Annotated in this window: 8 protein-coding genes and 1 pseudogene; 5 read left to right on the top strand and 4 right to left on the bottom strand. The window is 40.3% G+C overall.

All coding sequences use genetic code 11. The features are described 5' to 3' along the window. Window positions 1-88: 88 nt before the first annotated feature. The 4 genes and pseudogenes from aphA to AAC147_RS02845 form a co-directional block, all read left to right on the top strand. Window positions 89-312: pseudogene (gene aphA, locus AAC147_RS02860) on the top strand (acid phosphatase AphA); the annotation flags it as partial. A gap of 333 nt (window positions 313-645) precedes the next feature. Then, on the top strand, window positions 646-2,373 hold the full coding sequence (gene ldtD / locus AAC147_RS02855) for a L,D-transpeptidase (RefSeq protein WP_047678911.1): 1,728 nt from the start codon (window positions 646-648) through the stop codon (window positions 2,371-2,373). A gap of 442 nt (window positions 2,374-2,815) precedes the next feature. After that, the gene (locus AAC147_RS02850; protein ID WP_047678909.1) at window positions 2,816-3,364 is read left to right on the top strand and encodes a YcbK family protein; all 549 of its coding nucleotides are present in this window, start codon (window positions 2,816-2,818) and stop codon (window positions 3,362-3,364) included. A gap of 111 nt (window positions 3,365-3,475) precedes the next feature. After that, entirely contained in the window at window positions 3,476-4,102 is a 627-nt protein-coding gene (locus AAC147_RS02845) for an MBL fold metallo-hydrolase (protein WP_047678907.1), read from the top strand. A 101-nt stretch (window positions 4,103-4,203) separates the two neighbouring features. Here AAC147_RS02845 and AAC147_RS02840 read toward each other — a convergent pair whose 3' ends face one another. The 4 genes from AAC147_RS02840 to pncB form a co-directional block, all read right to left on the bottom strand. Further along, window positions 4,204-5,394, bottom strand: a complete 1,191-nt coding sequence (locus tag AAC147_RS02840; RefSeq protein ID WP_047678905.1) for an amino acid aminotransferase — start codon at window positions 5,392-5,394, stop codon at window positions 4,204-4,206. A gap of 243 nt (window positions 5,395-5,637) precedes the next feature. Next, the gene (locus AAC147_RS02835) at window positions 5,638-6,780 is read right to left on the bottom strand and encodes a porin (protein ID WP_047678903.1); all 1,143 of its coding nucleotides are present in this window, start codon (window positions 6,778-6,780) and stop codon (window positions 5,638-5,640) included. Window positions 6,781-7,086: 306 nt separating this feature from the next. Continuing rightward, the gene (gene asnS / locus AAC147_RS02830; protein ID WP_047678901.1) at window positions 7,087-8,487 is read right to left on the bottom strand and encodes an asparagine--tRNA ligase; all 1,401 of its coding nucleotides are present in this window, start codon (window positions 8,485-8,487) and stop codon (window positions 7,087-7,089) included. 224 nt (window positions 8,488-8,711) lie between these two features. Next, the gene (pncB, locus tag AAC147_RS02825; RefSeq protein WP_047678899.1) at window positions 8,712-9,926 is read right to left on the bottom strand and encodes a nicotinate phosphoribosyltransferase; all 1,215 of its coding nucleotides are present in this window, start codon (window positions 9,924-9,926) and stop codon (window positions 8,712-8,714) included. Between the two features lie 326 nt (window positions 9,927-10,252). Between pncB and pepN the strand changes: the two genes are divergently transcribed. Further along, the gene (pepN, locus tag AAC147_RS02820; RefSeq protein ID WP_047678897.1) at window positions 10,253-12,871 is read left to right on the top strand and encodes an aminopeptidase N; all 2,619 of its coding nucleotides are present in this window, start codon (window positions 10,253-10,255) and stop codon (window positions 12,869-12,871) included. The last annotated feature ends 107 nt before the right edge of the window (window positions 12,872-12,978 follow it).

Genomic DNA, 12,978 nt, shown 5'->3' with positions numbered 1-12,978 from the left:
GGAAAAACGATGCATAAAGTGATGTTGACTGCGCTTGCTGTTGGTTTAAACGGTATAGCCCAGGCAAAAATACAATTGCCAGAGCAAATTCATCACAGGACGCACTAAAACCAAAACAGAAACAGTGACCAAATATTTACAGGAAGAGCTCCATATTCCTGCTGATAAAATGAACCTTATTATTTTTTCTGGTGATGATCCTGGTAAAAATAATAAAATTAGCTGGATGAGAGAGCATCTGATTCTTCTTATCAACTTTTACCTAAAGCAGGAAAATTTGGAGAAGAGTTGGTGATTAACTCAGAATATTAATATAAAAGTTTATTATGTTTATTTCTTATTAATGGAACTTTAAGTGCCTTTTCTTTTTTAAGATTAACATAATCTAAATTATTATAGTGAAAATTTTCTTTTGACTCATGTAATTGTATATAATTGAAAAGCTTTCTGTCTTAATAAGTAATTATGTATATAATTACTATTATTTTCTTCTGATAAAATAGCTCTGCCGATAATTAGAATAAGTCATTGGATAGCCAGATATACCCAGTAAATCTCATGTACAGTGCTAAGGCTGATGAATTCAGTCGATTAAGTTGTCTCTATGAAAAAGAGGGGTATACATAAAAAGCGAGGTGAACTCTTATGGCAAATAATACGGTAAGATTACTGAAATTTTCTTTTATTTGTAGCATATTAGTGGTATCAGAGGGTATCTTTGCCAATCAACAAAATAGATTGATAACAAATGATGTCCAGCAATTGTCAGGGGAACAAAAAAAAGCAGATAGCAACATAACCACTACTCAGATAGCTCCTGTATTTTTAACAAATTCTCTTGAAGAAAGTAAGGAACAATTACAGAATTTATTACCGAAAAAAATAATCCCTGTTTTCTCTGATAAGTTAGCCAGATTGTATTCGGTAAATAACATGAAACCATTATGGCAGGATGAAAATGCTATACAACATTTTGAACGACAATTATTTGATTTATCGTTAGCAGGGTTTCAGCCCCAATTTGGAAAATGGCTTGTGCAACTTAATTCTCCTGAATTAAGTGATATGGGACGAGATGTTATTCTATCTGATGCTATGCTAGGTTATCTTCATTTCATTAATAACATTCATAAGAAAGGGGATTCATGGTTATATAGCAAAACACCTTATAAAATCGATTTACCTTCTTCTGCTTCAATTGATAATTGGCAAAAAAATATTTCTCATAATAGCCTTAGTGATTATATTTCGGGATTATCTCCTAATCATTCTATGTATGAAAATATGCGCAGTGAGATGCTAAAACAATTATCAGATAAGCAGCCGTGGTCTGAATTTTTGATGAAAGAAACGTTAAGACCCGGACAAAGTAGTAAAAGTGTCACCGTATTAAGAAATATATTGATCCGAGCTGATACTTTGGATGCATCAGTAGTCAGGCCAGAAAATCAATTTTATAACAAAGAGTTAGTCGCTGCTGTAAAACGCTTTCAATCTTTACATGGATTACCTGCTGATGGTGTTATTGGGCAATCTACAAGGGTATGGCTAAATACTACGCCACAAACTCGTGCCAGAATTATGGCTTTGAATATGCAGCGATTACGCATTATTCCTGAGAATCTTCCTACCGCAATTTTAGTGAATATTCCGAATTATTCGTTATTTTATTATTTGGATGGCGAAAAAGTCTTAACTTCTAAAGTTGTTGTTGGACGTCCAAGCCGAAAGACACCGATTATGAGCAGTGAGATGAATAATGTGGTAATCAACCCTCCCTGGACTGTTCCTGTCAGTATGATCCGCAAAGATATAGCACCAAGAGCCATGCGTGATCCCAATTATTTTCGTAGTCGTGGTTATACTATTTTTTCCAGTTGGCATAGTGATGCTACAGTTATCAATCCCTCATCAATTAATTGGCGAGTAATAACACCTGGCAATTTCCCTTATCGGATACGGCAAGCTCCGGGCCCAACTAACTCATTAGGACGATTTAAGTTTAATATGCCAAACTCAGAGGCAATATATTTGCATGATACACCAAATCAGGCATCATTTAATCGGGAAATGAGAGCGATTAGTTCAGGTTGTGTACGTGTTAACAAAGCACCTGAATTAGCCAATATGCTATTGGGAGATGCGGGTTGGGATAAACATCGTGTGAATAATTCTTTGAGAACATGGACAACAAGGTATGTGAATATACCGAAAAAAATTCCAGTATTCCTTTATTATCAGACAGCTTGGGTCGATGAAAAAGGAAAGCCTCAATATCGGGAAGATATTTATGAATATGATAGCAATGCCAGAAAAAAATCTGAACTGGTGTCCCAACTTTTGGCAATCAAACGAGATATATTGTCACCATAATTTTTATTAAATTATAAATGAAAAGATTAATAATCGCATCTATGCAGTGAAAGTAAGGAATTTATCTTCTCACTGCTATTTTCTCTGCCACTCATTTTTTATCCCTTCTGGTTGTTTTTCTTTTAATTACAACGTAGTTATCTTAATCCGTTCAAATAATATTTTGCATTAATTCAACATAAGTATTTAAATTGTGTTTAATATAAATCGTGATACGTAAAGCAGATCACAAATATTAACTGGTAAATTTACAGTAATATACAAAAGTAGGAGGAAATATTTTTTGTCTGTTGCTGTATTGTTAATTGATTAAATATAATTGTTAATATAGTTTTGAAATTATCTATATACCTCTATGAATTTCAAAATATAGTCAATAAAGAATAAAGCCATATCTTGAAAGACAATGGGGGATAAATCATAGAATGGCAGGGCATAATACATGAATAATATTGATCATAACCGCCGTAAGTGGCTCGGCGTAGGTATGGTTGCATTGGGGTTAGGTTTATTGCCTCAACGTGCATTAGCTACATTGACAACTCTACGCCCCAGAAGCCTGCATATAGATAATCTCCATACCGGAGAAACTATTAAAACCGAGTTTTTTGACGGTCAACAATATAATAAATCTGAACTTGCTCGTCTGAATTATTTATTCCGTGATTATCGCCAAAATGAAATCAAAACAATTGATCCGAAGTTATTTGACCAGATTTACTTATTACAAATGATGATGGGAATAAATAAATCTGTTCAGTTGATATCGGGCTATCGTTCATTAAAAACTAATAATATGTTACGCCATAAAAGTTCTGGTGTGGCAAAACATAGTTATCATACCCGTGGTCAGGCAATGGATTTTCATATCGATGGGGTGGAGCTGACACATATTTGTAAGGCGGCATTGAAGATGAGAGCAGGTGGAGTAGGGTTCTATCCAAAAAGTAATTTTATTCATATTGATACAGGCCCGGTCAGGACGTGGTAATCTTAATATATTCTTTCATTTTTCAAGTTGTTTCTCTGTTCGCAGTGCTATAACTTGAAAATTTATTGGGTATATTAAGAAATTATCCTGATTGTGGAGTTAAGTAATACAATGAAATACCACATTATGCCTGTCACCGCTGCGATGCAGAATTGTACGTTGATCTGGTGCGAGGAAACTCTGGAGGCTGCAATTGTTGATCCCGGTGGTGAAGCTGAAAAACTGATATCTGAAATAGAACGTCGGGGGTTAAAGTTAACTCAAATTTTACTGACACATGGTCACTTTGATCATGTTGGTGCAACTGTTGATATTGCTACTCATTTTAATGTGCCGGTTCATGGGCCACATAAAGCCGATGCGTATTGGATAGAAGCATTAGAAGTTCAGTGTCAGATATTTGGTGTCAAAGAATGCCCATCCTTTACTCCTGAACGTTGGCTGGATGAAGGGGATACATTACAAATAGGCTACATCCGACTTTCTGTTTTGCATTGTCCGGGACACACTCCAGGGCATATTATCTTTGCTAATCATACTGAGAAATTAATCTCAATGGGGGATGTACTGTTTAAAGGCAGTATCGGGCGCACGGATTTTCCGGGTGGAAATTATGATGAGTTGATTCAATCTATTAAAGAAAAAGTGTTACCTTTGGGAGATGATTATCAATTTATTCCCGGACATGGGCCAATGTCAACCTTGGGCCATGAGCGAAAAACTAACCCCTTTTTGTAAAACCGCTCAATTAGTTTTCAGGCCCAGGATTTTGAGGTAAAAATAATAAAGCCGCTAAATAAGCGGCTTTATTATCAGGATGCTTTATGTACCTATGAAAGTTAAAGCACAGCAACGATAGCTTCACACAGAGGAACCATGTTCTCCAATGTTAAGCCTGCTACGTTAATACGACCGGAGCTAACCGCATAAACAGCGTATTCTTCACGCAGGCGCTCAACTTGTTCTTTAGTCAGACCACTGAATGAGAACATCCCATTTTGAGCGATGATAAAGCTGAAATCTTGTTTTGTCCCTTTTTCCTGCAACGTGTTTACAAACAACTGGCGCATGCGCTGAATGCGTTCACGCATTGCTGCCAATTCCTGAATCCATTCTGTTTTCAGTTCTTCGTTGGACAAAATGGTTGTTACTACAGATGCACCATGTGCTGGTGGATTGGAGTAGTTGGTACGAACAATAGATTTCGCCTGACTGAATGCTTTTTCTGCGGTGTCACTATCTGCTGCAACGATAGTGCAAGCACCTACACGCTCGTTGTACAGGCCGAAGTTTTTGGAGTAAGAGCTGGCAACGAGCAGTTCATTGTGATTTTTAGTAAAAATGCGCAGACCTTCGGCGTCTTCATCCAGCCCTTTGGCAAAACCCTGATAAGCGAAATCGAATACAGGCAACCAGCCATTTGCCGCAGATAAATCTGCCAGTTTCTGCCACTGTTCAGCGGTTGGATCAATACCGGTTGGGTTATGGCAGCAGCCATGCAGCAGAATAACATCACCTGCCTGTGCTTCAGACAGACTGGCAAGCATACCTTCGAAATCCAGTGCGTGTTTTTCCGCATCGTAGTAGTTGTATTCGCGGATCTCTAAACCTGCGCTGGTGAAAACGCCTTTATGGTTTGGCCAGGTCGGGTTGCTGATCCAAACACGTTTGGCATTGGTTTGTTTAGCAATAAAATCAGCGGCAATACGCAGCGCACCTGTTCCACCTGGGCTTTGTACAGTACGGGCGCGTTTGTCAGTAACGATAGTGCTGGTGTTGCCGAAGAGCAGTTCTTGAGTTACGCGACCAAATTCCGGTAATCCGCTAATTGCCAGATAATTTTTAGTGGTTTCATTTTCCAGCAGGAATTTTTCTGCTTTTTTAACGGTCGTCAGGACAGGGGTTTTACCGGTTTCATCTTTGTAGACACCAATACCCAGGTTGATTTTATTTTCGCGGGGATCAGCTTTAAAACTATCTGCTAAACCAAGGATGGGGTCGGCAGGCGCTGCGGTGATTTTCTCAAACATTTTTTCAATTCCAAAATTTGGAGAGTTAAGCCCAAAATGAGTTATACGCCGCTCAGGGTAACCTTAAGAAACTCATTTGCCAACCACTAGTAGTAAAAAGAATAAAATCTTGTGAAGTAGTTTACGGAGTGAAGAAAATAGTCAGAAAAAACAGTAAAGTAAAGTACAAAAAGCAGCGCTGGAGCGCTGCTTTTCTAAGATAAATTTGTTCAACTTTTCGTTAAACAGTTTTATCAGAAATGATTAGAACTGATAAGTCAGGCCAACACCGAATACGTTACGAGCACCTGTGTCTTGACCTTCGTTTCTGTCCAGCAGGTTGATTTTGTAATCAACATAGGTAGACAGGTTTTTGTTAAAGTAGTAGTAAGAACCTACAGAAACATATTTAACCAGATCAGCGTTGATACCTTTGGCATCGTTGTTACGATTCAGATCCTTACCTTTGGATTGAACATAAGCCAGAGATGGTTTCAGACCATAGTCAGCGAACAGGTATTGTGCAACTAATTCAACGTTTTGAGTTTTATTAGCAACACCTTTGTATTCGTCACCAGCAATTTTTACTGAACCAGGGGTCATATTGCGGGTTTCGCCGTACATTGCTGCCAGATATACGTTGTTGGCATCGTATTTAGCACCGATGTTCCATGCTTCTGCACGTTTGCCGTGGGCCAAACTAGTATTCCATTGGCCATTTGCACGAGCAGAGTTAGCGTAAGAACCACCAACAGTAAGACCATCAACTATGTTATAAGTAACAGCTAAACCGTAACCATCACCGTTTGCTTTATTTTCACTTGTGTTAGTTTCACCTGCCTTATTAACTACACCACGCTCATTTTTGGTACGATCGCTATTTTGACCTTGGTATTGCAGAGCAAAGTTCAGACCATCAACCAGACCAAAGAAGTCAGTGTTACGGTAGGTCAACAGGCCAGTAGCACGGCCAGTCATATAGTTATCAGTTTTAGCCATGGAATCAGCACCAAAGATTGGCAGTACGTCAGTCCATGCGTTAATGTCGTAGTTTACGCCGTAGTTACGACCGTAATCCAGTGAACCATAGTTAGCGAATTTCAAACCCGCAAAAGCCAGACGAGTAGCAGTATCTTGCTTTCCTTCTTCAGTGTGGGCTTTCAGGTTGTATTCCCAACGACCGAAACCAGTCAGTTGATCAGAGATCTGAGTTTCGCCTTTGATGCCGATACGAGCGTAAGAAGCATCACCATCTTCTTTGCTTCTCTTATCGGAGAACTGATGACGCACGTCTACTTTACCGTACAGATCCAGTTTGTTACCATCTTTGTTGAAAATTTCGGCTGCGTTTGCTGTACCAGCAACCAGCAGAGCTGGAATTACCACTGCAAGAATATTGCGCTTCATTATTATTACCCTCATTGGTGTTATTCAGACATCTGTTACTGCCAGAAACAGAACACTAAAGTTTTTGGAACTATTTATGGGTATCAAGTGTCTTATTAATCTGCGCTCAGTGTTCCATTGGTCATAGGTTTTATCCACCTTCAAAATGCTACAAAAGCACAATATTAGTAACGAAATGAAAATAGATATTTCAAATTGTAAATGTCAAGGAACTTTTTTTGCACTGTTTTCGCCATAGAATGAAAAAAGCCAGCAAATGCTGGCTTTTCTTAGGATTAAATTTTGCTCATTTATTAAGCTGATTCATTAGAAACTTGCGTTTCTTGGTGTCCGTGGGAATGGGATAACATCGCGTACATTTGATACACCAGTGACATAAGCCACCAGACGTTCAAAGCCCAGACCGAAACCAGAATGAGGAACAGTGCCATAACGGCGTAGATCACGATACCACCAATAATCGTCTTTATTCAGTCCCATCTCTTCCATACGCTTATCCAGCATGTCCAAACGTTCTTCACGTTGGGAACCACCAATAATCTCACCAATGCCTGGCGCCAGAACATCCATTGCAGCAACAGTTTTACCATCTTCATTCATGCGCATGTAAAAGGCTTTGATGTCTTTTGGATAGTTTTTCATAATAACTGGTGCACCAAAGTGCTTCTCTGCCAGATAACGCTCATGTTCAGATGCCAAATCAACACCCCAGTAAACAGGGTTTTCAAATTTATGACCACAGTTTTCCAGAATTTCAATGGCATCAGTGTAATCCAACTGAACAAAGTCTGAATCAACAAATTTTTCCAGTCGGGTAATGACTTCGCTATCAACACGTTCTGCAAAGAAAGCGAGATCATCAGCACGTTCTGCCAAAGCTGCCTTGAAGACATACTTCAGCATTTCTTCAGCGAGTTTGGCGATATCGTTCAAATCGGCAAAAGCGACTTCTGGCTCAAGCATCCAGAACTCAGCCAGATGGCGGCTGGTATTGGAGTTTTCAGCACGGAAAGTCGGCCCGAAGGTATAGACTTTGCTCAATGCACAGGCATAGGCTTCACCGTTCAACTGGCCAGATACTGTCAGGAAGGCTTCACGTCCGAAGAAATCCTTACTGAAATCAACTTCACCTTTATCTGTCAGTGGCAGGTTTTGCAGATCCAAAGTGGAAACGCGGAACATTTCACCTGCACCTTCGGTATCTGAAGCAGTGATCAAGGGTGAAGATACCCAAAAGAAACCTTTCTCATGATAAAAACGATGCAGAGCTTGTGCCAGAGTGTGACGAACACGGGCAACTGCACCAATCAGGTTGGTACGTGGGCGGAGGTGGGCCACTTCACGCAGGTATTCGATGCTGTGGCGTTTCGCCGCCATTGGGTAAGTATCAGGATCTTCCACCATACCAATAACAACTACTTTGGTTGCTTGCAGCTCGAAACTCTGGCCTTTACCTTGTGATTCTACTACTGTGCCAGTCACTTCCACAGAGCAGCCAGTAGTCAAATTCAGAATTTCATCCTGGTAATTAGGTAAATTATTATTAACGACGGCCTGTAATGGATTAAAGCAGGAACCGTCATAGACGGCGAGGAATGAGATACCAGCTTTAGAATCTCTCCTTGTACGTACCCAGCCGCGGACGGTGACTTCGCTGCCAACCGGAACACGGCCTTGCAGTACATCGACTACAGGCGCTACGCTCATAAATTTCTCTCTTCTTTTATATGATAGTGAAATAATTAATTAGATTTATTGTAAATAGTGTCAAATAAACACTATGGCCCATTATCTTACTTGTCATCTCACAGGAAACAAGCAGAAATTAAAGGGATTAACAGGGAAATAAAGAGAAAAGATATTTTTCTTCCCGACATAACCGGAATGTGACAGGTTATGCCGGAAACAACCGGTAGAGATTATACTGGAAACTACACGGCTTTTTTCATTTCCGGTATATCAAATGCTCTGCGTAATCTGTTGACAAACTCAACATCTTCACAAATGGTTTTTCCTGGGCTGTCAGATAGCTTAGCCACCGGTTTACCATTGCATTCAACGAGTTTAATCACAATATTCAGCGGTTTTATGCCCGGAATATTACAGGTCAACCGTGTGCCAATGCCAAACATGACATTGATTCGCTTGTAAAAATGTTGATAGAGACCCAGTGATTTTTGCAGATCCAGACTGTCCGAAAATACTAATGTTTTGGTCTGTGGATCGATACCCAGTGATTGGTAGTGTGTAATCGCTTTTTCACCCCATTCGATGGGATCGCCGGAGTCATGGCGCAGACCGTTATAAGCAGTAGCGAGGGATTTATCAAAATCCCGCAGGAATGCATCCATCGTAATGCAATCTGTCAGGGCAATGCCTAACTGCTCTGGATATTCACTTAACCAAGTCTGTAATGCTGCCCGCTGGCTGTTAGCGAGTTCAGGGCTGATTTGCTGATGTGCCTGAAACCACTCATGAGCTTGTGTGCCGAGAGGTGCCAGATCCAGCTGTTGTGCCAGTTGGTAGTTACTGGTGCCAATTAGATAAGGGAAGCTCTCTTTCAGCTCCTTGACGATGGCATATTGCACTTCATGTGAAAAACGACGTCGAGTGCCAAAATCCATCAACTTGAAACCGGACAAATCGATATTTTCTGCGGCGGCATCTTGATGGAACAACTCAATTAACTTTCTGAGCTGACTGACAGCCACTTCCGGTTTTATTTCAGGAGAACGATGGCGGTGAACCAGTTCACTAATTAAGGCAAGCAGTGGAACTTCCCATAGAATAACGTCACGCCATAAACCTGAAATTCTGATGGTTAACTGCCCCTTATCAGTAACAGAAACTTCGACTTGTTCTGGATTAAAACGAAAAGTTTTGAACCAGTTCAGATAATCTTGTTTAAAGAACGGTAAACTGGAAAGATATTCGGCTTCGCGTTCTGTCAGGGCTAAATCAGCCATCATATTAATTTGATGACGTAATTCCTCGGCATATTCACCGAGTAGCTCATCACTACGACAACGAAATTCTGCAACAACAGGAATATTGTTGTAATGGTGGTACACCGCTTGCTGCATATGAAATTTATAAGCATCAGTGTCAAGCAGTGATTTGATAATCGGGGTAGCGTCTAAAGTCATGGCGCGTCAAGCATCCTCGCGGAGCATTTGTGTCTGCTAAATCGATAAAGTCGGAAGAGTATACCGCGATTATTAGGTTATTAAAGCCACATAATCACATATATTTTTCCGGACAATAGAGATTAAGGTTGATCAATTTATAGATGATATCATGTTAAATACACTATGAGATGACAATTAGCACAAAAGCACCAATATTCTGGTTACATCATTTATACCTTTATTTAATAAATGATTAGCATTCGAAAAAAGAGATTTCAAGATTGAAAGGATGCGATCTCTGTGGCAGCGTTAGCTTCTCAATCTAGTAATGAAAAAGGTTTCTTATGACACAACAACGGCTTGTTAAACATCGTCTGGATTATAAAGCGCCAGATTACACTATTACAGATATTGATCTCGATTTTGTTCTGGATGCAGATAAAACAATTGTCACGGCAACCAGCCAGGTAAAACGTCTGATTAATGACATTACACCACTCATTTTGGATGGGGAAAATCTCACACTGAAGAGTATCCATATTAATGATATAGCGTGGGAACATTATCAGGAGCAGGAGGGTCAATTAATCATAGAACAATTACCCGTACAGTTTACTCTGAAAATTGTTAATGAAAACTATCCATCTGCTAACACTGCACTTGAAGGGCTGTATGTGTCAGGTGATGCTCTGTGTACGCAGTGTGAATCGGAAGGTTTTCGTAACATTACTTATTATCTGGACAGACCGGATGTACTGGCCCGTTTTACGACCCGTATTACCGCAGATAAGTCTAAATATCCTTTCTTATTGTCTAATGGTAACCGCGTTGAGCAGGGAGATCTTGATGGTGGTCACCATTGGGTGAAATGGCAGGATCCATTCCCGAAACCTTCTTATCTGTTCGCGTTGGTGGCGGGGAATTTTGATGTCTTGCATGATACTTTTATTACCCGTAGTGGTCGTGAAGTTGCTCTGGAGTTGTTTGTAGACCGGGGTAATTTGGATCGGGCCGATTGGGCCATGACATCACTGAAAAACTCCATGAAGTGGGATGAAACTCGCTTTGGTTTGGAGTATGACCTTGATATTTACATGATCGTCGCTGTTGATTTCTTCAATATGGGGGCGATGGAGAATAAAGGGCTGAATATCTTTAACTCCAAATATGTATTAGCGAAAACTGAAACGGCAACAGATAAGGATTATCTCGGCATTGAAGCCGTGATTGGTCATGAATATTTCCATAACTGGACGGGAAATAAGATCACTTGCCGTGATTGGTTCCAATTAAGCCTGAAAGAAGGGCTGACAGTATTCCGTGATCAAGAATTCAGTTCTGATTTAGGTTCACGCTCTGTTAACCGCATTAATAATGTGCGTGTTATGCGCGCAGCACAGTTTGCTGAAGATGCCAGCCCAATGGCGCATCCTATCCGCCCTGATCAAGTGATGGAAATGAATAATTTCTATACGCTGACAGTCTATGAAAAAGGCTCGGAAGTGATCCGAATGATCCATACATTGCTGGGTGAGGAACAATTTCAAGCAGGGATGCAGCTTTATATTCATCGTCACGATGGGAGTGCAGCAACCTGTGACGATTTTATTCAGGCGATGGAAGATGCTTCAAACGTTGATTTGTCATTATTCCGCCGTTGGTACAGCCAATCCGGTACGCCAGTAGTGACTGTCCGCGATGAATACGATGCAGAAAAACGGCAATATACTCTGCATGTCAGTCAGATGACACCACCAACTGCCGATCAGAAAATGAAACTGCCACTACATATTCCGCTGGATATTGAGTTGTATGATGAAGATGGTCGGGTGATCCCATTATGCCGTGATGGTCAGTTGGTTCACCATGTCCTGAATGTTACCAATGCAGAACAATCATTTGTATTTGATGATGTTCCGTCACGGCCGATTCCTTCTTTATTACGTGAATTCTCGGCACCAGTGAAATTGGATTATCTGTATAATGATACCCAATTGGCGTTCTTAATGAAGCATGCACGTAATGAATTTTCCCGTTGGGATGCCGCACAAGCGTTGTTGGCTAATTATATAAAACTGAATGTTGCCCGTTATCAGCAATCTCAGCCAATAGAGTTACCAATGCATGTGATTGATGCATTCCGTGCGGTGTTGTTGGATAAGGCTATCGACCCTGCCTTGGCCGCTCTGATCCTGACACTGCCATCTGAAAATGAAATGGCAGAGTTGTTTACGGTGATTGATCCACAGGCTATTCATGAGGTGATTTATGCCATCACACGTAGTCTGGCTAATGAAATGGCGGATGAATTTGCTGCTGTTTATCACAGCATTCACACAGGAACATATCGTATAAATCACCAGGATATTGCGAAACGAGCATTACGTAATATTTGTCTGCATTATTTAGCTTTTATTGAAGATAAGGGGCAGGCAGATAAATTAATCGCTGCCCAATATTATCAGGCTGATAATATGACGGATACTATTGCTGCATTATCTGCGGCGATGGCGGCAGAATTGCCTTGCAGTTATCAACTGATGGATGAATTTGATCAACGTTGGCATCAAGATGGTTTAGTTATGGATAAGTGGTTTATCCTTCAAGCCACTAGCCCGGCGTTTGATGTACTTGATAAAGTTCGTAGCCTGATGAAGCATCGTTCTTTCAGTCTGAGTAATCCAAATCGGGTTTATTCGTTACTGAGAACTTTCTTTGCCAATAACGCAGTAGCATTTCATGCTGAGGATGGGCGTGGTTATCAGTTCTTGAAAGAAGTATTGATTGACCTGAACAGCCGGAATCCACAAGTGGCGTCACGTTTAATTGAACCGTTGATTCGTTTGAAACGTTATGATGAAAAACGTCAGGCGCTGATGCGTGTTACTTTAGAAGAATTGAAAGAATTGGAAAACTTATCTGGTGACTTGTTTGAAAAAATCACCAAGGCACTTGAAAGCTGAGTTATGATATTTGCCTCCGGCAACAGCCGGAGGATATTTTGCTGTTCAGATCTTCTTCTGTCGATAACTTGTTAACATAGTGATTTGTTAATACAGCTATTTGTTAA

It is taken from the genome of Xenorhabdus sp. NBAII XenSa04 (genome assembly GCF_963866145.1).
GTDB classification, from domain to species: domain Bacteria; phylum Pseudomonadota; class Gammaproteobacteria; order Enterobacterales; family Enterobacteriaceae; genus Xenorhabdus; species Xenorhabdus indica.
This window is presented reverse-complemented; position numbering and strand designations above follow the sequence as displayed.